This is a genomic window from Kribbella sp. CCNWLW201 (genome assembly GCF_037203805.1).
Classification (GTDB): domain Bacteria; phylum Actinomycetota; class Actinomycetes; order Propionibacteriales; family Kribbellaceae; genus Kribbella.
On the sequence record NZ_JBBCBQ010000005.1, the window covers coordinates 343,147 to 363,492 of the forward strand.

The 20,346-nt window shown below is 67.8% G+C and carries 18 protein-coding genes; 6 read left to right on the top strand and 12 right to left on the bottom strand.

Annotation, left to right across the window (positions count from 1 at the left end; all coding sequences use genetic code 11):
• Positions 1-55 precede the first annotated feature (55 nt).
• The 6 genes from V9K99_RS23465 to V9K99_RS23490 are packed head-to-tail and all read right to left on the bottom strand — an operon-like array spanning position 56 to position 6,672.
• A complete protein-coding gene (locus tag V9K99_RS23465) occupies positions 56-1,063 on the bottom strand; it encodes an N-acetylglucosamine kinase (RefSeq protein ID WP_337006415.1) in 1,008 nt (335 codons plus the stop codon).
• Positions 1,051-2,307 carry a 6-phospho-beta-glucosidase gene (locus tag V9K99_RS23470; protein ID WP_337006417.1) on the bottom strand — a complete coding sequence of 419 codons (1,257 nt, stop codon included), beginning with the start codon at positions 2,305-2,307 and terminating at the stop codon, positions 1,051-1,053. The genes V9K99_RS23465 and V9K99_RS23470 overlap by 13 nt, the downstream gene beginning before the upstream one ends.
• Positions 2,304-3,188, bottom strand: coding sequence for a carbohydrate ABC transporter permease (locus V9K99_RS23475; RefSeq protein WP_337006419.1), 885 nt, complete (start codon positions 3,186-3,188; stop codon positions 2,304-2,306). The genes V9K99_RS23470 and V9K99_RS23475 overlap by 4 nt, the downstream gene beginning before the upstream one ends.
• Positions 3,189-3,197: 9 nt before the next feature.
• Positions 3,198-4,139, bottom strand: coding sequence for a carbohydrate ABC transporter permease (locus tag V9K99_RS23480; protein WP_337006420.1), 942 nt, complete (start codon positions 4,137-4,139; stop codon positions 3,198-3,200).
• The gene (locus V9K99_RS23485) at positions 4,139-5,467 is read right to left on the bottom strand and encodes an ABC transporter substrate-binding protein (RefSeq protein WP_337006422.1); all 1,329 of its coding nucleotides are present in this window, start codon (positions 5,465-5,467) and stop codon (positions 4,139-4,141) included. The genes V9K99_RS23480 and V9K99_RS23485 overlap by 1 nt, the downstream gene beginning before the upstream one ends.
• Before the next feature lie 8 nt (positions 5,468-5,475).
• Positions 5,476-6,672, bottom strand: coding sequence for an ROK family transcriptional regulator (locus tag V9K99_RS23490; RefSeq protein WP_337006423.1), 1,197 nt, complete (start codon positions 6,670-6,672; stop codon positions 5,476-5,478).
• A 145-nt stretch (positions 6,673-6,817) separates the two neighbouring features.
• Between V9K99_RS23490 and V9K99_RS23495 the strand changes: the two genes are divergently transcribed.
• Both V9K99_RS23495 and V9K99_RS23500 read left to right on the top strand, forming a co-directional pair.
• Positions 6,818-8,473 carry an ABC transporter ATP-binding protein gene (locus tag V9K99_RS23495; RefSeq protein ID WP_337006425.1) on the top strand — a complete coding sequence of 552 codons (1,656 nt, stop codon included), beginning with the start codon at positions 6,818-6,820 and terminating at the stop codon, positions 8,471-8,473.
• Between the two features lie 90 nt (positions 8,474-8,563).
• On the top strand, positions 8,564-10,258 hold the full coding sequence (locus tag V9K99_RS23500) for an ABC transporter ATP-binding protein (protein WP_337006427.1): 1,695 nt from the start codon (positions 8,564-8,566) through the stop codon (positions 10,256-10,258).
• Here the strand turns inward: V9K99_RS23500 and V9K99_RS23505 are convergent.
• The 4 genes from V9K99_RS23505 to V9K99_RS23520 form a co-directional block, all read right to left on the bottom strand.
• A complete protein-coding gene (locus tag V9K99_RS23505; RefSeq protein WP_337006429.1) occupies positions 10,203-11,162 on the bottom strand; it encodes a DUF2891 family protein in 960 nt (319 codons plus the stop codon). The genes V9K99_RS23500 and V9K99_RS23505 overlap by 56 nt on opposite strands.
• A gap of 12 nt (positions 11,163-11,174) precedes the next feature.
• Positions 11,175-12,146 (bottom strand): DUF979 domain-containing protein, encoded by a 972-nt coding sequence (locus V9K99_RS23510; RefSeq protein ID WP_337006431.1) that lies wholly within the window; start codon positions 12,144-12,146, stop codon positions 11,175-11,177.
• The gene (locus V9K99_RS23515; RefSeq protein ID WP_337006433.1) at positions 12,143-12,847 is read right to left on the bottom strand and encodes a DUF969 domain-containing protein; all 705 of its coding nucleotides are present in this window, start codon (positions 12,845-12,847) and stop codon (positions 12,143-12,145) included. Before V9K99_RS23515 ends, V9K99_RS23510 begins: the two co-directional genes overlap by 4 nt.
• 162 nt (positions 12,848-13,009) lie before the next feature.
• Positions 13,010-13,687, bottom strand: a complete 678-nt coding sequence (locus V9K99_RS23520; protein WP_337006435.1) for a uracil-DNA glycosylase — start codon at positions 13,685-13,687, stop codon at positions 13,010-13,012.
• Positions 13,688-13,928: 241 nt separating this feature from the next.
• Here V9K99_RS23520 and panD point away from each other — a divergent pair, with 241 nt between their 5' ends.
• Positions 13,929-14,333 carry an aspartate 1-decarboxylase gene (gene panD, locus V9K99_RS23525; protein ID WP_337006437.1) on the top strand — a complete coding sequence of 135 codons (405 nt, stop codon included), beginning with the start codon at positions 13,929-13,931 and terminating at the stop codon, positions 14,331-14,333.
• 37 nt (positions 14,334-14,370) lie between these two features.
• Entirely contained in the window at positions 14,371-15,852 is a 1,482-nt protein-coding gene (locus tag V9K99_RS23530) for an aminopeptidase P family protein (RefSeq protein WP_337006439.1), read from the top strand.
• 58 nt (positions 15,853-15,910) lie between these two features.
• Here V9K99_RS23530 and V9K99_RS23535 read toward each other — a convergent pair whose 3' ends face one another.
• Entirely contained in the window at positions 15,911-17,866 is a 1,956-nt protein-coding gene (locus V9K99_RS23535) for a M13 family metallopeptidase (RefSeq protein ID WP_337006441.1), read from the bottom strand.
• A 156-nt stretch (positions 17,867-18,022) separates the two neighbouring features.
• Here V9K99_RS23535 and V9K99_RS23540 point away from each other — a divergent pair, with 156 nt between their 5' ends.
• Both V9K99_RS23540 and V9K99_RS23545 read left to right on the top strand, forming a co-directional pair.
• Positions 18,023-18,958, top strand: a complete 936-nt coding sequence (locus V9K99_RS23540) for an SMP-30/gluconolactonase/LRE family protein (protein WP_337006443.1) — start codon at positions 18,023-18,025, stop codon at positions 18,956-18,958.
• A 58-nt stretch (positions 18,959-19,016) separates the two neighbouring features.
• Entirely contained in the window at positions 19,017-20,048 is a 1,032-nt protein-coding gene (locus V9K99_RS23545; protein WP_337006445.1) for an SMP-30/gluconolactonase/LRE family protein, read from the top strand.
• 2 nt (positions 20,049-20,050) lie between these two features.
• On the opposite strand, the gene V9K99_RS23550 is transcribed toward V9K99_RS23545, so the two are convergent.
• On the bottom strand, positions 20,051-20,344 hold the full coding sequence (locus V9K99_RS23550; protein ID WP_337006447.1) for an HU family DNA-binding protein: 294 nt from the start codon (positions 20,342-20,344) through the stop codon (positions 20,051-20,053).
• Positions 20,345-20,346: the final 2 nt, after the last annotated feature.

Here is a 20,346-nt window from a genome sequence, read left to right on the forward strand (position 1 = left end):
GCAAAGCGCCTTTCAAGCAGCCACCGCAGCGGTGGTACCGCACCAGGACGGATTCTCAGGCTGCGGACGGAGACGCGAACGCGGCCCGCAGGGCCGCCTGAGCCGACGGCGATGCGGAAGTGTGGTCCAACCCCAGCAGAGCGGCTCCGACAACAGGCGGTACGTCGATCACGCGAGGGACCGCCTTCGGAGCAGCCTCGAACAGCAGGCGTACGACGGTTTCCACCAGCAACGGGTGTCCGGCAGTCAGCACCCCGCCGCCGAGCACCACCGGGACCGGGTCGTCGAGCAGGTCCAGGCGGCGGAGGGCGACGGTCGCCATCGTGACGATCTCCTCGGCCTGGTGTCGCACGATCTCCCGAGCCACCACATCACCCGCGGCGGCGACATTGAACAGCACCGGAGTCGCCTCGAGCTTCCGCGTCGAAGGCATGTCACCAAGGTGGAAGCCTTCGAGCAAGTCGGTCAGCGACGCAACGCCGTAGTGCGAGGTCAGCGCCGTGACCAACGCGGTCGCCGGGCCCCGGCCGTCGTCCGCCCGAGCGGCCGCCCAGATCGCCTCCTCGGCAAGCTGTTGCCCACCGCCCCAATCCCCGGACAGCTTCCCGAGCGCCGGAAACCGCGCCGTCCGTCCGTCAGGCAACAAGCCCGCGCAGTTGATCCCGGCCCCGCACACGACCGCCACTCCACGCGGCTCGTCGACTCCAGCACGGAGCAACGCGAACGTGTCGTTGGTGACGTACACCGACTGCCCCCAGCCGTAAGACTCGAAGGCCGCGGTCAGCCACTCCTCTTCGATCGGAAGGTCCGCGTTCGCCAGGCACGCGGACACGTGCTGCACCAGCGGTACGTCGCCAACCTCGAGCCCAGCCGACGCCGCGGCCGCGATCACCAGTGGCTCGAGTCCGGCGACTGCCGCGGCGGCCCCGATGTTCTGTGGCTCGAATCCGCCGCCTCGCGCCGTACCGAGAACTGATCCGTCGGCGGCGACCAGGGCGACGTCGGTCTTGCTGTTGCCGGCGTCGAAGGCGAGCACGCCGCCCGGGACGATCACTGCGCCCACGGCAGGTAGGCGGCGTTGTGCGCCAGCAGCTTGTCGGTCAACTCACGAGCCAACGAGATCTGCCCGACCAGCGGATGCGCCAGCAATGCGTCGAACACCCGGTCGGTACCACCGTGCACAGCAGCGTCCAACGCCAGCTGTTCGTACGCCGTCACATGGCTGATCAACCCGCTGTACAAGGGCTCCACCGGACTCACGTCGACCGGCCGAGCACCAAGAGCATCAACAACAGCAGGTACTTCGATCACCGCGTCGTCCGGCAGGAACGGCAGTGTCCCGTTGTTGAGTGTGTTCACCACCTGCACATCGCCCGTGTTGTTCAGCAGGGACGACGCCAGCGCGACCGCCGCCTCGGAGTAGTACGCCCCACCGCGCTGCTCGAGCAGTGCAGGCTTCTCGTCCAGCAACGGATCGGCGTACATGTCGAGCAACTGGTTCTCCAGCGCAGCCACCTGGGCCGCCCGCGACGGCTTCGACAGCAGTTCCTGCACCACCTCGTCGTGCGCGTAGAAGTAACGCAGGTAGTACGACGGCACCACGCCCAACCGCAAAAGCAGCTCAGCCGGCAGCTTCAGGACGTCAGCCAACGAAGCCGCGTGCTCGGCGAGCAGCTTCGGCAGCATGTCCTCGCCATCCACCCGTACGGCGCGCTCCCACGTCAGGTGGTTGAGTCCGACGTGGTCCAACGACACTTGCTCCGGCGAGACCCCCAGCAACTGGGCGAACCGCCGCTGGAACCCGATCGCCACGTTGCACAACCCGACCGCCTTGTGCCCGCGCGACAGCAACGCCCGCGTCACGATTCCGACCGGATTGGTGAAGTCGATGATCCACGCGTTCGGATTGGTACGTCGTACCCGCTCTGCAATGTCCAGCACGACAGGGACCGTCCGCAGCGCCTTGGCCAGCCCGCCGGCCCCGGTTGTCTCCTGGCCGACACAGCCGCACTCCAACGGCCACGTCTCGTCTTCGTTGCGTGCGGCCTGACCACCGACCCGCAGTTGCAGCAGTACGGCGTCTGCACCGTCGATCCCCGCGTCGACATCGGACGTGGTGATCACCCGGCCAGGATGGCCTTGCCGGGCGAAGATCCGCCGGGCCAGGCCGCCGACCAGTTCGAGCCGGTCAGCGGCCGGGTCGACCAGGACGAGTTCGGTCACCGGCAGTGTGTCGCGCAGCCGGGCGAAGCCGTCGACGAGTTCGGGAGTGTAGGTGGATCCGCCGCCTACGACTGTGAGTTTCAACCTTTGACCCCTGTGAGTGTGACGCCTTCGATGAAGGCCTTCTGAGCGAAGAAGAACAAGATGATCACCGGCGCCAGCACCAGCAGGGTGGCTGCCATGGTGAGGTTCCAGTTGGTGTGGTGGGCGCCCTTGAACGACTCGAGGCCGTAGCTGAGCGTCCAGGCGGCCGGGTTCTCGCTGGCGTAGATCTGCGGCCCGAAGTAGTCGTTCCAGCAGTAGAAGAACTGGAACAGCGCGACCGCGGCGATGGCGGGTTTGGCCATCGGCAGGACGATCCGGACCAGAGCCCGGAAGTCGCCGCAGCCGTCCACCTTCGCCGCGTCCACGTAGTCCTTCGGGATGGTGAGCAGGAACTGCCGCAACAGGAACACCGAGAACGCGTCGGTGAACGCCATCGGGATGATCAGCGGCCACAACGTCCCGGACAGGTGCATCTGCTTGGCCCAGAACAAGTACATCGGCACGATCACCACCTGCGGCGGCAGCATCATCGTCGAGATGACCAGCATCAACGCGAGGTTGCGGCCGCGGAACTTGAACCGCGCCAGCGCGTACGCGACCGGGATGCTGGACAGCAGCGTCAGCGCCGTACCGAGACCGGCATAGAACAGCGTGTTCTTCCACCAGGTCAGGAAGCCCGGCGTCTCCCACACGGTCCGCAGGTTCTCCCAGTGCCAGCTGTTCGGCCACAGGTCGCGGGTGAGCGCCTGCTGGTCACTCATCACCGCTGTCAGGAAGACGAACACGAACGGCAGCACGAAGAACAAGGCCGCCGCGATCGCCAGTGAGTGCACCGCGACCCATTCCAGAGCCTTGGTACGACGTGCTGCCCGGCCGGCCGCGGTAAGTCGGACCGGGGCCGCCGTTAGCGAGAGAGTCATTGCCGCCCCTCAGTCGTTGGTCGCCAGGAAACCGCTGCCGCGGCGCATCAGCAGTGCGGTGAACACCATCGCCAGCGCGAACAGGACCAGCGCGATCACAGACGCGCCGCCGGTGTCGAACCGCTGGAAGCCCAGGTGGTACACGAGTTGCGGCAGCGTCAGCGTCGACTTGTCCGGATAGCCCGGCTCGAACTGTTGCCCGGAGCCACCGATCACCCCACTCGCCACCTTCCCGGCGACGAGTGGCTGCGTGTAGTACTGCATCGTCTGGATCACGCCGGTGACGACCGCGAACAACACGATCGGCGAGATGTTCGGCAGCGTCACGAACCGGAACCGTTGCCACGGGCCCGCTCCGTCGAGGGACGCGGCCTCGTACTGCTCCTGCGGTACGTCGAGCAGCGACGCCATGAAGATCACCATCAGGTCGCCGATACCCCACAACGCCAGCATGGTGAGTGCGGGCTTTGACCAGGTCGGATCGTTGAACCAGCCCGGCTGCGGCAACCCGATACTGCCGAGGATGTTGTTCACCGGCCCGGTGCCCGGGTTGAGCAGGAACGCGAACGCCATCGTCGCGGCCACCGGGGGCGCCAGGTACGGCAGGTAGAACGCGGTCCGGAAGAACCCGGCACCGGTCTTGACCTTGGTGATCAGCAGACCGATGCCGAGCCCGAAGATCACCCGGAGGGTGACCATCACGACGACGAGCCACAGCGTGTTCCGCAGCGCCGGCCAGAAGAACGGGTAGTCGGTGAAGACATACTGCCAGTTCTTCAGGCCGGTCCACGTCGGTGCGGTGAAACCGTCGTACCGCATGAAACTGAAGTAGACGGTGGAGATGAGCGGGTAGAGGAAGAAGACGCTGACGCCGATCAGCCAGGGGGAGAGGAAGGCGACGTTGCGGAGTGCCTCCCGGCGCCGTTTCTGTCGCAGGCCGGTTGAGATCATCACTTGACCTGCGCGAGGTCCTTGTCGATCTGCTGGTCGGTTTTGGCCAGTCCGGCGGCCAGGTCGGTCACCTTGCCGGACTCGTAGGAGAAGCCGAAGTCCTGGAGGGTGAGCTGGTAGGCGCCGCCGTTCGGGCTGGCCGGGGTGGTGCTGCTCTTCGGGTGCTGGGCGATCTCGAGGAAGGTGCGGAAGGCCGGGTCGGCGTCCAGGTTGGGCGACTTCAGCGCGTCCAGGGTGGACGGCACGTTGTGGATCGCGTTCGCGAAGTTCACCACGGCCTCGGTGTCGGTGGTCATGTACTTGACCAGTTCCCAGGCCGCGTTCTGCTTCTGGCTGGTGCTGGCGATCCCGATGATGGTGCCGGACAGGTAGCCCTTGCCGTAGCTGTCGGCCTGGTCGTCGGGCACCGGGAACGGCGCGACACCGATGTCGAACTTGACGCCGGCCTCCTTGGCCATCCCGAGCCGCCACTCACCGTCGATCGCCATCGCGACCTGGCCGGTGTGGAACGGGTTCTTCGCGCCCCACTCGTCACCGAAGGTGGACCGGTACTTCTCCAGCTTGGCGAACCCGCCGAGGGAGTTGACCAGGTTCTTCTGCCAGGTGAGCATCTTGGCGAACGCCGGGTCGGCGGCCAGGTTCGACTTGCCGTCGGCGGTGAAGTACGTCGGGTTCCACTGCGCGGCGAAGTGCGTGGTGGTCGACTCGTAGCCGTGGAAGTTCGGCATGAAGCCGAGCTGGCTGTACGAGTCGCCCTTCACCTTGGTCAGCTTCTTCGCGTCGGCGTCGAATTCGGACAGTGTCTTCGGCGGCGCGGTGATCCCGGCGGCCTTGAACGCGTCCTTGTTGTAGTACAGGCCGTACGCGTCGTTCAGCAGCGGCAGCGTGCAGCGCTTGCCCTCGAACTGGGTGTAGTCCTGCAGCGCCTTCGGGAACGTCTTGTCCAGGTCGACGCCGGACTTGTCCAGGAACGGCTTCAGGTCGGCGAACACGTTCGAGGCACAGAACGTGCCGACGTTGTCGGTGGTGAACGACGAGACCACGTCCGGCGCGTTCGCCCCGCCGGCCCGCAGTGCCTGCTTGATCTTGTCGTCGTTGATGTTGCCGACGGCCTTCACATGGATGTTCGGATGCTTCGCCTCGAACGCCTTGATGTTCGCGTTGATCGCGGCCACCTCGCTGGGTGCGCTCCAGCCGTGCCAGAAGGTGATGGTGACGTCCTTGGTTGCGTCGTCACTGGCTTGCGGTGCGTTCGACGTACCAGTACAGGCGGTCGCGAGTAATGCGACGGCGGCGGTGGCCAGTAGGGCGCGGTTGAAGCGTGGCATCCGTACTCCTAGGGGATGGGTGGACCTGCGGTGTCGAAGACTTCGTCTCGGGTGGTGGTGAGGGCGGACTGCAGAGCGCCGGCCAGGACCGGATCCTCCTGGATCGCGGTCATCAGCAGGCGTGGTCGCGGTACGGCGAGCTCGGCCAGCTCGTCCTGGACGAGGCCGCGCAGGCGCTCACCGCCGGCGGTGATGACGCCGCCCGCGAGCACGATCAGCTCGGGGTCGACGACCGCGACGATGGCGGCCAGGCCGACGGCCAGCCGGTGTGCGAACTCGGTCAGTACGGCGTCGCCGGCGCCCTCGGTCTGCAACGCGGCCGCGATCGCGGCTTCCGCCGTCCGCGCCTTGAGGCCGTGCTCGCGGGCGAGCCGGAGGACCGGTTCGCCGCCGGCCAGCTCCTGGAAGCCGCCGGCGTTGTTCCGGCTGACGTTGCGGACGAGCGGCGTACCGGGAAGGGGCAGGAAGGCGACCTCGCCGGCGCCGCCGGTGGCACCGCGGTGCAGGCGGCCGTTGATCACGACCGCGGCGCCGATGCCTTCCTCGCCCCAGAGCAGCACGAAGTTGTCGCTGTCCTTGGCGTGGCCGACCCGCTGCTCGGCGATGGCCGCGAGGTTGACGTCGTTCTCGACCTCCAGCGGTACGGCGATCGCCGCCGCCAGCTCGTCGAGCAGGTGGGGCGAGTGCCAGCCGGGCAGGTGGGTGGCGTACCGCAGCCGGCCGGTGGTCGGGTCGAAACCGCCCGGAGTACCGATCGAGACGCGGTGCAGCCGGCCGCGGTTCAGGCCGGCCTCGCCGGCGGCGCCGTCGATCGCCTTGAGCACCCGCTCGACCGTGCCCTTGGCGCTGCGGCCCGGGGTGGGCAGCTCGTAGCTGCCGACGACCTTGCCGGTCAGGTCCGCCACGGCTGCGCGGATCCGGGCCGGCGTGACGTCGAGGCCGCCGACGTACGCGATACCGCCGTTGATCTCGTACAGCTGGGCGTTCGGGCCCGGACGGCCGGCGGTGGTGCCGCTAGCGCGGACCAGACCGGCCGCTTCCAGCCGCGCGAGCAGCTGCGACGCGGTCGGCTTGGACAGACCGGTGAGGTTGCCGAGGGTGGTGCGGGACAGCGGGCCCTGCGCGAGCAGCAGGTCCAGGGCGGCGCGGTCGTTCATCGCGCGGAGCAGGCGGGGAGTACCAGGTGTCCCAGATGTTTTGGCCATGGGATAACCCTGCCTCCCTTCGCGCTGTCCGTGGCGATGCCGCGCTCATGACGTGAACTGTTAGGAAAGTTTCCTATTGATGCGAGACCGTACGGCGGACAGACGGCGGTGTCAACGGATTCGCGTGAGTTAGGGTTGCCTAACTATGTCGAGTGGGGAACTGTTGTGGCGGGCGGTACGACGGCATCGCGGCCGGATGATCACCGGAGTCCTGGTGCTGTCGCTTCATCAGGCGACCGAGGCAGCGGTGCCGGTGGCGATCGGCATCTTCGTGGACCGGGCGGTGGCCAGTGGCGACGTCCAGCCGTTGCTGTGGTGCGTGCTGATGATGGTCGTGCTGTTCGCGGTGCTGTCGAACGCGTGGAAGACCGGTGCGCGTCAGGTGGTGCGGGCGATCGAGTACGAGACCCATGCGTTGCGGCTCGAGGTCGCCCAGCGGGTGCTGGACCCACGTGGGCAGCGCACCGGCTTGCGGTCCGGTGAGCTGTTGTCGATCGCGACGTCGGACGCAGAGAAGGCCGCTCTGGTGATGCGGGCAGTCTCGATCGGATTGGCCGCGTCGACGGCGCTGGTGGTGTCGTCGGTGTCGCTGCTGCTGGTCGACGTACCACTGGGGCTTGGTGTGCTGATTGGCGTACCGCTGCTGGTGTTGGGGATTCAGGCTCTGTCGCCGCTGTTGACCCGTCGTACGTCCAGTCAGCAGGAGGCAGTCGCGCAGACCACTGCGCTCGCTACAGACCTGGTCGGCGGGCTGCGGACCTTGCGGGGGATCGGTGCGCAGCACAATGCGGCAGCGCGGTATCGGCGGTCCAGTCAGGACACACTGCGCGCGACTCTGCGTGCAGCCAACACCAATGGGCTCCAGGACGGTGTGACCACTGCACTGAGCGGGTTGCTGCTTGCAGCCGTTGCTGGTGTGTCTGGGTGGTTCGCGCTGACTGACCGGATCACCATCGGTGAGCTGATCACGGTGGTCGGCCTGGCGCAGTTCATCGCGGAGCCGGTCGGGTCACTCGGGTATGCGAGCCAGGTAGCGGCTATGGCTCGTGCATCTGCCGGCCGGTTGGCGTCTGTGCTGTCGTCGCCCCCGCTGATCCCCTCCGGTACGGCGACCACGCTGGACCCGTCGAGACCGCTGCTCGAGCTGGTGGGGGTGTCCTACAAGTCCCTGTCCTCGGTGGACCTCGTTCTCCGACCGGGAGAGCTCGTGGGAGTGCTCTGCTATGACCCGCGTGATGCTGATGCCCTGCTGGCAGTCGTAGCCGGCCGTGCCCCGGAACACATGGGCAAGCTGCTTGTCGGTGGTACGGCGATCGAGGAGCTCGACATCGACGCCGTACGACGGACTGTCCTGCTGGAGCAACACGACACGGACCTGTTCGAGGGGACTCTTCGAAGCAACCTGCTGGTCGAGTCGGGGGAGTTGGAGCGGGTGATGACCGCTGCGGGCGCGGCAGACCTGATCGACGAACTCGACCGCCCGCTGGCCGACCGTGGTCAGTCACTGTCGGGCGGACAGCGTCAACGGCTCGGCCTGGCCAGAGCACTGCTGGCGGAGCCGCCTGTGCTGGTGCTGCACGACCCGAGTACGGCGGTGGACGCGGTCACCGAGGAGCTGTTGGCGGAAGGTCTTGCCGAGGTGCGCGACGGGCTGACGACGTTGGTGCTCACCAGTAGTCCGGCACTGCTCGGCAAGATGCATCGGGTGATCGTGGTGTCGGACGGTTCGGTGGTTGCTGAAGGCATCCATGCGGACCTCGCGGTCAAGGACGCGGCCTACCAGGAAGCGGTGCTGCGATGAATTTGCTGCCGATCGCCGGGCCCCCGGGCGACCTGGGCCGTGCTGTGGCAGGAGCTCCGCCGGCTGCCCGGGTTGTCTGTCCTCGCGTCTGTGGTGATCACCATTGCGAGTGCGGCCGGTCTGGTTGCGCCGTGGGCGCTCGGCGTACTGGTCGACGACATCGCCGGTGGTGCAGACCGATCGGCCGTCGTACGCGTGGTCGCGTTGATCGGCGGTGCCGCGTTGGTGTCCGGACTGCTCACCGCTGTTGGCGTGACGCTGGTCGCGCGAGTGGGTGAGACGGTGCTGGCGCGGATCCGCGAGAAGGTGATCGACCGGGTGCTGCAGTTGCCCGCGCCGGTGCTCGACAAGGTGCGCACGGGTGACCTGCTGTCCCGGGTCGGCGACGACGTGGCGTCGGTTGCGACGGCGCTGACCCAGGTCGGGCCGGCGTTGCTGTCGGCCTCGCTGACGATCCTATTGACCGCGGTCGGGATGTTCGCGCTGGACTGGCGACTGGGGCTGGCCGGGTTGCTTGCCGTACCGATGTATTTGTGGGCATTGCGGTGGTACCTGCCGCGGTCGGCGCCGTTCTACCGCGACGAGCGGGTGGCGATGGGTGAGCGGTCCGAGGCGATCATTGCGTCGCTTCGGGGTAGTGCGACCGTCCGCGCGTATCGGCTGGAAGACGTGCAGCTGGGCAAGATCGAGCACACGTCGGCGGCCGCGCGAGACCTGTCGCTCAGGGTCTTCAAGCTGTTCAGCTTCTTCTCGTCGCGGATCAACCACGCCGAGTTCGTCGGGCTGACCTCGATCCTGGTGGCTGGGTTCTTCTTGGTGCGTGGCGATTCGGTGAGCGTCGGTGCGGTGACGGCGGCTGCGCTGTACTTCCACCGGCTGTTCAACCCGATCGGCATGCTGTTGATGGAGTTCGACCAGATCCAGACCGCGTCCGCGGGTCTCGCCCGGCTGGCCGGCGTACTGGAGATTCCGCCGGTGCAAGAGCCGCCTGATGGTCCTGCCCCGGCTGATGCTTCGTTGGAGCTGGTGGACGTTGGGCACGCGTACGACGGACCACTTGTGCTTGACGGGGTGTCGCTACGGCTTGAACCAGGTGAGCGGGTCGCACTGGTCGGTGCTTCAGGTGCTGGGAAGACCACGCTGGCTGCGATCGCGGCTGGGGTCCTGACGCCTTCTACCGGCACAGTGCTGCTGGGTGGAGTGGATCTGCGCTCGTTGGGTGAGGATCGGACTCGTGCGCAGGTGGCTCTGCTGTCTCAAGAGGTGCACGTATTCTCCGGGCCGCTGGTGGACGACGTGCGGCTGGCACGGGCCGATGCGACTGCTGCTGAGGTTGAGGCGGCGCTGGACCGCGTCGGGGCGCTGGCGTGGGTACGAGCGCTGCCTGACGGGTTGGACACTGTCGTGGGTGAGAGCGGTCATCAGTTGACCGGTGCGCAGGCGCAACAGGTTGCTTTCGCTCGGCTCGTGCTCGCTGACCCGCCGATCGCCGTACTGGATGAGGCGACCGCCGAGGCCGGCAGTGCTGGTGCTCGCGAGCTGGAGCGGGCCAGTGTTGCCGCAACGGAGGGGCGTACGACGCTGGTCGTGGCGCACCGGTTGACGCAGGCCCAGCAGGCGGACCGGATCGTCGTACTCGATCACGGCCGGGTGGTCGAGTCCGGGACGCATGAGTCGTTGCTGGCCGACGGTGGGCGGTATGCCCAGCTGTGGCACAGCTGGACGGGTACTAGTCAGCCAGCGTTGCCAGCAGGGCGAACGAGACCAGCCAATGCGTCGACATGAAGTCGCCTTCGGTCACTGTGGGCAGGACAGCCTCGACCTGACGGTCTGCACCTGCCCGTAGTACGTCGGCAACGTCTGGGAGCACCGGCGCGATCGTGCGGAGCTGCCAGGCTCGCGAGAGCGCCAGACCGGACAGGTGAGCCAGCTGGCCGTCGCCGGAGTCATCGGTCGTCGGCACCTCGAGCAGATGCAGGTGCTGCGTGGTGCCGAGGCCGGGGAGGAAGGAGGTCAGCCAGGTCTTGTACTCGTCCTCCGGCAGCACGCGACGCATCAACTCAGCCTCGGTCAGTGCGGGCGACAGGAAGTCGGTCCCGGACGGCTCGAACCGCGAGTCGTACGCCGTGTCCTGACCGAACCACTCGATCGCTCGGCCGCGGATCGCGTCGACCACGTCGGTCCGGCCGAGGTCGCCGTACGCCTCGAGGAGCAAGGCGAGGGCGAAGGCGGTGTTCAGGTGGACGCCGTGCCGGACCGGGTAGGCCTGCCGCGGCAGCCAGCCGAGGACGAGGTCGGCGATCGTGTCTGCGAGCGGGGCAAGTGGCCACTTGTCCCGACCCGCGGCAGCCAGCATCGCCGCCCAGGCCCAGCCGTACGGGCGTTCGTACGACGGCCGATCGCGCAGGTACGCCGCCTCGGTCGCGATCGCCTCAGCAGTCAGGCGCCGGTCGAGGACCTCGATCGGGCGTGGGCCGACCTGGTCCGGTGCGAGGGTGAGCAACCGGACGAGGGACCACTGCATGTGTGCGCTGGAGTGCCAGTCGTACGAGCCGTGGAAGGCGGGATGCAACCGCTCCGGGGTCACGTCCACGTCGTCCGGACCGAGTGACGCGTGCGCGGCGCCGTACGGATAAGGGGTTTCGAGCACCTCGCAGGCGATCGCGGCCCAGTCGGCGGCGTACTTCATGGGACTCCTTGGTCAGAAGGCGAAGACGTACATCAGGGCGATGTTGCAGGCCAGCAGAGGGATCGCGGTCGGGATCTGCGCTTTGATCGGGCCGTACTGGTCTTTCATCTCGAGCAACGCCGCTGGAACCAGGTTGAAGTTCGCGGCCATCGGCGTACACAGGGTGCCGCAGAAGCCGGCCAGCATGCCGATCGCGAACACGACTGCCGGCGTGCCGTCGAACTGCTGCACCAGCAGCGGCCAGCCGACCGCGGCCGTCATCACCGGGAACGCGGCGAAGGCGTTGCCCATGATGATCGTGAAGACCGCCATCCCGATGCAGTACAGCGCGACCGCCGCGATCAGCGAGCCCTTCGGGACCAGGTGATCGGTGACGCGGCCGACCGCCTTGCCGACACCGGACGCGTTGAACAGCAGGCCGAGCGTGGCCAGCATCTGCGGCAGGATCGCGGCCCAGCCGATGTGTTCGAGCAACCGCCGGCCTTCGTGCATCGGGACGGCCGGCGACCGCTGTTTCAGGATCACCATGCCGACCGCGAGGGCCAGCAATGATGCGACGCCGAGTCCGATGATGGTCGCGGATCCGCTTTGCAGCAGGAGTTTGCCGTCGACGAGCTTCACCTTCGCCAGCCAGGCGCCGAAGATCGCCGCGACCACCGGGATCACCAGCGCGGGCAGGAACAGCTTGTTGCCAAAGCGGTCGGCGAGGCGGACCCGCTCGGCCGGTGTGGTGGTCTGCTCGTGACCACGGCCCGGGAAACCGGAGCCGGCCAGGACGGCCAGACCGATGACCGCGATGCCGAGCAGCCAGGCCGGCGCCTGCTTGTTGACCACGAACGTGCCGTAGCCGAACGAGACCCCGAGGATGCCCCAGAACGCCGCGCTGCCGAGGCGCTTCGGGTTGCTGCGGTCGTTGACCACTTGCAGCGCGATCAGGGCGAAGAACAGTCCGCAGAGCCAGTAGAACCACTCGACCTTGATCATCGGATCACCTGCTCGGTCTCGGCCTTGGCGGCGGCGTGCAGCTTGTCCAGCTGGCGATCGAGCAGCAGCAGCCGGGTGCCGTGGATGAGCAGCGCGCAGATACCGGTCGGGATCGCCCAGAGCGCGATGTCGATCGCCTCCAGGTGCAGCCCGTACGTCGCGTCCACGAAACCGGTGATCAGCAGGATCGAGCCGATCGCGACGAAGATGTCCTCACCGAAGAACAGCCCGACCGTGTCGGCACTGGCGGAGAAGCCCTTGATCTTCTCCTGCAGTTTCTCCGGCAGCGGGCCGCCGTAGCGTCGCTCCGCGGCGCCGGCGGCCATCGGGGCGATCAACGGCCGGACCGCCTGGGCCGGGCCGCCGATACTGGTCAGGCCGAGGGCCGCCGTACCCTGCCGGATCAGCAGGTAGATGGCCAGCAACCGGCCGGTGGTCATGACTTTCAGCTTGCCGATCAGCTTGCGGGCCTGCTGCTGCAGGCCGTAGCGCTCGATCAGCCCGATCACGGGCAGGGTGACGATGAAGACGGTGACGGACCGGCTGCCGGCGAAACCGTCGCCGAAGGCGTTCAGGATCTTGACCGGTGACAGGCCGCCGATCAGGCCGGCCACGATACCGGCGGCGGTGACGACCAGCATCGAGTTCAGCCGCAGGGCGAACCCGATGACGACGACCGCGATGGCGAGCAGAACCCACATGGTTCCTCCCGGGGACGGACGGTGTGCGCTTGATGACGCGTTCGGCCACCATAAGAGATTGTTGAACGATCCTGCAATGGATCATTCAAACAAGTTCGGAAAAGGGCATGCGAAAACTCGCCGTGACCGCGTGGATCCGGCGAGTTCTCTGGAGGGTTGTGGCTAGGGCAGGCGCCAGTCGACCGGGGTGGCGCCCTGTTCGACCAGAAGAGCGTTGACCCGGCTGAACGGGCGGGAACCGAAGAAGCCGCGATCGGCCGACATCGGACTCGGGTGGGCGCTTTCGACGTACGGCGTACTGCCCAGCATCGGCTTCAGCGTCTGGGCGTCGCGGCCCCACAGGATCGCGACCAGCGGCCCGCCGCGCTTCACCAGCGCGTGGATCGCCTGCTCGGTCACGGTCTCCCAACCCTTGCCGCGATGCGCGCCCGACTTGCCCGGCTGCACGGTCAGCACTCTGTTGAGCAACAACACGCCCTGCTCCGTCCAAGGCGTCAGGTCGCCGTTCGACGGAGCCGGTACGCCGACGTCCGCCATCATCTCGCGGTAGATGTTGGCCAGGCTGCGCGGGATCGGCCGGACGTCCGGCGCGACCGAGAAGCTCAGGCCGACCGGGTGCCCCGGCGTCGGGTACGGATCCTGGCCGACGATCAGGACCTTCACCTGCTGCAACGGCTGCCGGAACGCGCGCAGTACGTTCTCACCCGCCGGCAGGTACGGCCGCCCGGCGGCGATCTCGGCCCGCAGGAACTCGCCCATCTTCGCGACCGTGTCCTCGACCGGCGCCAGCGCCTCGGCCCAGTCGTTCGCCACCAGATCCGTCAACGTCTTAGGACTCACCCGCCACAGTTTCGCAGCACCCGTGGTCCGCACGCATCCCGGGTTGTCACCCACTGTTCGCGTGTCGCTCAACCCTGCGGTTTGCCACCCACGGTACAAAGGTGGCGGCCCCGCAAAGGTATGAGCTTGCGGGGCCTTTGCCTTGGGCTGAACCGGTTGGGTGATGGGGGTTACTGACGGGGTGCGGGGTGGGCTGGATCATGGCGGGCATGTGGAGCGAGATGATCCTGTGCTGAGAGAAATGATGCGGGCGAAGGTTCACCGGGCGACGGTGACGCAGGCGGATCTGGATTATGTGGGGTCCTGCACGCTGGACGCCGAGCTGATGGAGGCGGCGGATCTGCTGCCCGGCGAGAAGGTGGACATCGTCGACATCACGAACGGCCACCGGCTGTCGACGTACCTGATCGAAGGGCCGCGCGGGTCCGGGGTGGTGGGCATCAACGGGGCCGCGGCGCACCTGATCCATCCGGGTGACCTGGTCATCCTGATCGCGTACGGGATGTTCGACACCGCGGAGGCGAAGGTGTTCGAGCCGAGCGTAGTCTTCGTGGACGAGCACAATGCGATCACCCGCATCGGCTCGGACCCCGCCGAGGCGCTGCCCGACAGCGGCACGCTCCGCGGCGATCAACTGCACACCTGAATCGCATACCCCGCGCCGAGATGAGGACTGGTCGACGATGACCGACACGACCGAGACCACCGCAGCCGAGACCACCGAGGCGACCGCTCCCGAGGCCACCGCCGCCGCGCCGAAGACCGCGTCGCACGACAACGAGCCGAACCCGAAGCTCCGGGCGTTCATGAACTCGGGCTGGGCCGATTCCGAGCGACAGGACGTGACGCTCAGCGACGTCGGGGTCTGGGCGGCCAAGCGGCGGGACGCGCTGTCGCAGGCGTTCCCGGGTGAGCGGCTGGTGATCCCGGCCGGCACGTACAAGGTCCGGTCGAACGACACCGACTTCGTCTTCCGCCCGCACACCGACTACGTCTGGCTGGCCGGCGACCAGACCTCCGACGCGGTCCTGGTGCTGGAGCCGAACGGCGCCAGCGGCCACGACTCGGTCCTGTACTTCCGCCCGCGCGCCGACCGCAGCGAGGGCGAGGAATTCTGGCGCGACCGGATGTACGGCGAACTCTGGGCCGGCCGCCGTCCGTCGCTGACCGAGACCGCCAAGGAGTTCGGCATCGAGACCCGGCACGTCGACCGGCTCGCGGACGCGCTCAAGAGCGACGTACCGACCCGGGTACGGCGGGGTGAGGACGCGTCGATCGCCACGCTGCTGAGCGGTGCGAAGACCGACACCGACCGGGACCGGGAGTTGGCCGCGACGCTGTCCGAGCTCCGGCTGGTCAAGGACCCGTTCGAGATCGAGCAGCTGCGCAACGCCGTCGCGATCACCCACCGCGGCTTCTCCGACGTCCTCGCGGAGATGGACAAGGTCCGCGAGTACGGCGAACGCTGGATCGAGGGCACCTTCTGGCGCCGGGCCCGGGCCGAAGGCAACGACGTCGGGTACACCTCGATCGCCGCGGCCGGACCGCACGCGACCACGCTGCACTGGATCGAGAACGACGGCGCGGTCAACGACGGCACCCTGATGCTGCTGGACATGGGTGTGGAGAACCGTCAGCTCTACACCGCGGACATCACCCGCACGCTGCCGGTCAGCGGCGAGTTCACCCCGCGCCAGCGTGACCTGTACCAGCTGGTGCTCGACGCGCAGAACGCCGGCATCGACTCGCTCCGGCCGGGCGTCACGTTCCGGACCGCACACGAGGCCGCGATGGAGGTCATCGTGCACGGTCTCGACGCGATGGACCTGCTGCCGGTGTCCGCCGAGGAGGCCCTGGACCCGGAGAGCATGCTCTACCAGCGCTACACCCTGCACGGCGTCAGCCACATGCTCGGGCTGGACGTGCACGACTGCTCGGCCGCGCGCGAGGAGAAGTACCGCAAGGGCAACCTGCAGACCGGGTACGTGCTGACGGTCGAGCCGGGCCTGTACTTCCAGGCCGACGACCTGACCGTGCCGGAGGACCTGCGCGGGATCGGCATCCGGATCGAGGACGACATCCTGATCACCGACGACGGCGCCGAGAACCTCTCCGACGCCATGCCCCGCGACGTCGAGGGCCTGCAGAACTGGATGGCTTCCTAGAACACCACCACACCCGGCAGCTGACCGCCTGCGGCGGAAAGCTGCCGGGTGACTGCGCTTACCAGATGCGGACGCGGTCCTCGGGGGCCAGCCACATGCCGTCGCCTTCGGTGATGCCGAAGGTCTGGTGGAACTCGTCGATGTTCTTCACCACCGCGTTGCAGCGGAACTCCGGCGGCGAGTGCGGGTCGATCGCGAGCCGTCGGGCCGCCTCTTCCGGCCGGGTCTTGGTCGACCAGGCGGTCGCCCAGGACAGGAAGAACCGCTGGCTTCCGGTCAGTCCGTCGATCACCGGCGGCTCGGCTCCGTCCAGCGAGAGCTGATAGGCGACGTACGCGATCGACAGCCCGCCCAGGTCGCCGATGTTCTCCCCCAGGGTGAGCTTGCCGTTCACGTGCTGCCCTGGTGTCTCGGCCGGTTCGAGGGCCTCGTACTGCGCGACCAGTTTGTCGGTCCGCTGTTCGAAGGCGGCCCGGTCGTCGTCGGTCCACCACTCGTTGATGTTGCCGTCACCGTCGTACCGGGAACCCTGGTCATCGAACCCGTGCCCGATCTCGTGCCCGATCACCGCGCCGATCGCGCCGTAGTTGACCGCGTCATCGGCGTCCAGGTCGAAGAACGGCGGCCGCAGAATCGCGGCCGGGAACACGATCTCGTTCATCCGCGGGTTGTAGTACGCGTTGACCGTTTGCGGCGTCATCTTCCACTCGGTCCGGTCGACCGGGGTGCCGAGCTTGGCCAGTTCGCGCGCGGTCTCCACCGCGATCGACCGGCGGACGTTGCCGAACAGGTCGGCCGGGTCGGTCTCGAGCGCGCTGTAGTCCTTCCACTTGTCCGGGTAGCCGATCTTCGGCACGAACGCGCCGAGCTTGTCCAGCGCGCGCCGCCGGGTGTCGGGACCCATCCAGTCGAGCGCGTCGATGCGCTGCCGGTACGCCTCGACCAGGTTCGCGACCAGGTCGACCATCCGGGCCTTCGCGGCCGGCGGGAAGTGCTCGGCGACGTACAGCTTGCCGAGCGCCTCACCGAGCGCGGACTCGACCACGCCGACACCGCGCTTCCACCGCTCGCGCAGCTCGGGCGCACCGGTCAGCGTCTTGCCGTAGAAGGCGAAGTTCTCGTCCACGAACGCCTTGCTCAGCAGCGGTGCCGCGTCGTGCACGATCTGCCAGCTCAGCCATTCCTTCCACCGGTCGAGCTCGATCTCCTGCAGCGCCCCGGCGGCCGCGGTGAAGAAGTCCGGTTCCCGCACGACGACCTGCTCGATCGCACTCGCCGGTACGCCGGCACCCTCGAGCCAGCGTGACCAGTCGAAGCCAGGGGTCAGCTCGTCGAGCCCGGCCCGGTCGAGCTTGTTGTAGGTCAGCGTGACGTCGCGATCCTTGACCCGGTCCCAGTGCCCGGACGCGATCCGCGTCTCAAGCTCCAGGATCCGGTCGGCGGCGCCGGCCGCGTCGGGCAGCCCGGCCAGCTCGAGCATCCGCGCGACGTGGGCGACGAACGCCGTACGGATCTCGGCGAAGGTGTCCTCGCGGTAGTAGGCCTCGTCCGGCAGGCTGATCCCGCCCTGCATGAGGTAGACGACGTACTCGTCGGACTTCTTCGCGTCGGCGTCGATCCAGGTGTGGAAGACGCCGGACACACCCTGCAGTTCGAGCGTGCCGAGGGCGGCGACCAGGTCGCCGGTGTCCTGGATCTTGCGGACCAGGGTGAGCTGGTCGGCGATCGGCTCGGCACCGAGCCGCTCGATCGTCTCCTCGTCCATGAAGCTGCTGTACAGGTCGGCGACCTTGCGTGCTTCGCTGCCCTCCGGATGACCGGCGGCGACCGTCTTCTCGACGATGGCGCGGACGTCCTGCTCGGCCGTGTCCGACAGCGCGTGGAAGGCGCCGTAGATGGCCTTGTCCGCCGGGATCTCGTGCTGTTCCAGCCACGGCCCGTTCGCGTGCAGGTACAGGTCGTCCTGCGGCCGCACGTCGTCGGAGAGACCTGAAATGTCGATCCCTACTGTCATTCCTGCCTGCTCCTTCAGCCGTTCTCGGTTCCCCACCCCGGTCGCGGGATGTTGCTGCCAGCGACAGTACCCGGTAGATCCGGCGGCGGCTTTGAACTATCCACAGGGCGATGCCGTTGTTCCAGGTAAAGACACCCGGATCAGGAGGACCCGCCCATGCCACGCCTCGTCCGTCGGCTCACCGCCGTACTCAGCGTCCCCGCGCTGATGCTCGGCCTCGTCAGCACTTCGGCCTCCGCACAACCGACGAGTTTCCCCAGCCGGTTCGAACTGCCGGCCGGGTTCCAGCCGGAAGGCATCGCGATCGACCGCGGTACGGCGTACTTCGGCTCGCGGCTCGACGGCGACATCTACGCCGCCGACCTGAAGACCGGTCAGGGCGAGGTGATCAGCCAGGGACCGGGCACCGGCTCGCTCGGTATGAAGGTGGACAACCGCGCCCGGCTCTTCGTGGCCGGTGCCGCCGGTGGAAACGGTCGCGTCATCGACACCCGCACCGGCGAGGTGCTCGCGAGCTACACCTTCGCCACCTCGGCCCCGACCTTCGTGAACGACGTGATCGTGAGCAAGGACGCGGCCTACTTCACCGACTCGCGGAAGCCTGTGTTCTACAAGGTCCCGCTCGGGCCCGACGGCCAACTGCCCGCCCAGTCCGCAGTCCAGACCATCGCGTACAGCGGTGACTACCAGCACGTCGCGGACGTCAACAACGCCAACGGCATCGGGCTCACTCCGGACGGCCGAGCCCTGATCATCGTCCAGTCGTCGACCGGCTTCCTGTTCCGGGTCGACCCGCGCACCGGCGTGACCCAGCGGATCGACATCGGCGACCTCGTGATGACGAACGGCGACGGCCTGCTGGTCATCGGCACCACGCTGTATGTCGTCCAGAACCGGCTCAACACCGTCGCCGTACTCAAGATCAACCCGTCCGGCACGGAGGGTCACTTGGTCGACCGGATCACCAGCACGGACTTCGACGTGCCCACCACCGCGGCAGCCTTCGGGTCCCGGCTCTACCTACCGAACGCCCGCTTCAACACCACGCCCACTCCGACCACGCCCTACTGGGTCACCGCGGTCCCGCGCTGAACCGTTCCCGGGTGCGGCCGGTTGTCCTACGGTGAAATTCTCCAGGGGAGGACGCATCATGTTCATCCGTAGCCTCACGGCCGCACTCGGCCTGCCCGCACTGATCCTGGGACTCGTCACCGCGTCGGCGGCCGCCACCAGCGCCCCTGCGGTCCCAGCATCGGGACCATCAACCGTCAAACACTCGGTCGACGGCGGCATCTGCGACCCGATCCGCTTCCTCAGCGCCAAGGCCGCCCCGTCGTCGCACGCCTTCCCGGCCCGGATCGACCTGCCGAACGGGTTCCGGCCCGAAGGCATTGCGATCCGCGGAGGTACGGCGTACTTCGGCTCGCTGGCCGATGGCGACATCTATGCCGCCAGCCTGCGGACGGGCGAGGGCGAGGTGATCAGCCAGGGGCCGGGTACGCCGTCGGTCGGGCTGAAGGTGGACAACCGCGGCCGGCTGTTCGTCGCCGGTGGTCCCGCCGGGAACGCACGGGTGGTCGACACCCGGACCGGCGAGGTGCTGGCGTCGTACACCTTGGCGGCGGGCGCTCCGACGTTCGTCAACGACGTGGTCCTGGGCCGGAACGCGGCGTGGTTCACCGACTCGCAGAAGGCGGTGATCTACAAGATCCCGCTCGGCCGTAACGGCTCGCTGCCAGGGCAGTCCGCCGTACGCACGATCCCGTTGACCGGCGACTACGTGCACCAGCCAGGCATGTTCAATGCCAACGGCATCACGCTGACGCCGGACCATCGTGCGCTGATCATCGTGCAGTCGGCGACCGGGCTGCTGTTCAAGGTGAACCCGCGGAACGGCGTGACGCAGCGGGTGGACCTCAGTGCCCCGATGACGAACGGCGACGGCCTGCTGACGATCGGCCGGACGCTGTACGTCGTACAGAACCAGCTCAACAAGGTCGCGGTCGTCAGGCTCGACCGGGCAGGGACCCACGGCTCACTGGTCCGTGAGATCGAGGACCCGGGCTTCGACGTACCGACGACCGTTGCCGCGTTCGGCAAGCGTCTCTACCTGCCGAATGCCCGGTTCAACACGCCGCCGACGGCCACGACGCCGTACTGGGTGACCGCCGTCCGGCGCTGACCTCAGGAGACGGTGCGGAGGTCTCCACGGGCGGCGGCCTTCAGCCGGCTGCCGCAGGACAGCCGGACGGAGTAGCCGGCCGGGATGGAGAGCGGCTCGCCGGTCTGCGGATTGCGGCCGGTGCGCGGCGCACGCAGGACCCGCTCAATGCTCAGCAACCCGGTGAGCGACACCTTGTCGCCCTTGTGCACGGCCTCGGTGACGACGTCGCCCAGCGCGTCGAGGACCTTCTCGGCCTGGTTCCGCGGAATGCCCGCCTTCTGCGCCACGCCGGCGACCAGCTCGTTGCGATTCACGG

Bases quoted from the DNA above. Each gene is read 5' to 3' on its own strand.
- V9K99_RS23485 (WP_337006422.1), bottom strand. From the start codon at position 5,467: ATGCCACGCTTCAACCGCGCCCTACTGGCCACCGCCGCCGTCGCATTA.
- V9K99_RS23490 (WP_337006423.1), bottom strand. From the start codon at position 6,672: ATGGCCAAAACATCTGGGACACCTGGTACTCCCCGCCTGCTCCGCGCG.
- V9K99_RS23535 (WP_337006441.1), bottom strand. From the start codon at position 17,866: ATGACAGTAGGGATCGACATTTCAGGTCTCTCCGACGACGTGCGGCCG.
- V9K99_RS23540 (WP_337006443.1), top strand. From the start codon at position 18,023: ATGCCACGCCTCGTCCGTCGGCTCACCGCCGTACTCAGCGTCCCCGCG.
- V9K99_RS23510 (WP_337006431.1), bottom strand. From the start codon at position 12,146: ATGATCAAGGTCGAGTGGTTCTACTGGCTCTGCGGACTGTTCTTCGCC.
- V9K99_RS23475 (WP_337006419.1), bottom strand. From the start codon at position 3,188: ATGACTCTCTCGCTAACGGCGGCCCCGGTCCGACTTACCGCGGCCGGC.
- V9K99_RS23545 (WP_337006445.1), top strand. From the start codon at position 19,017: ATGTTCATCCGTAGCCTCACGGCCGCACTCGGCCTGCCCGCACTGATC.
- V9K99_RS23515 (WP_337006433.1), bottom strand. From the start codon at position 12,847: ATGTGGGTTCTGCTCGCCATCGCGGTCGTCGTCATCGGGTTCGCCCTG.
- panD (WP_337006437.1), top strand. From the start codon at position 13,929: ATGATGCGGGCGAAGGTTCACCGGGCGACGGTGACGCAGGCGGATCTG.
- V9K99_RS23495 (WP_337006425.1), top strand. From the start codon at position 6,818: ATGTCGAGTGGGGAACTGTTGTGGCGGGCGGTACGACGGCATCGCGGC.
- V9K99_RS23505 (WP_337006429.1), bottom strand. From the start codon at position 11,162: ATGAAGTACGCCGCCGACTGGGCCGCGATCGCCTGCGAGGTGCTCGAA.
- V9K99_RS23530 (WP_337006439.1), top strand. From the start codon at position 14,371: ATGACCGACACGACCGAGACCACCGCAGCCGAGACCACCGAGGCGACC.
- V9K99_RS23480 (WP_337006420.1), bottom strand. From the start codon at position 4,139: ATGATCTCAACCGGCCTGCGACAGAAACGGCGCCGGGAGGCACTCCGC.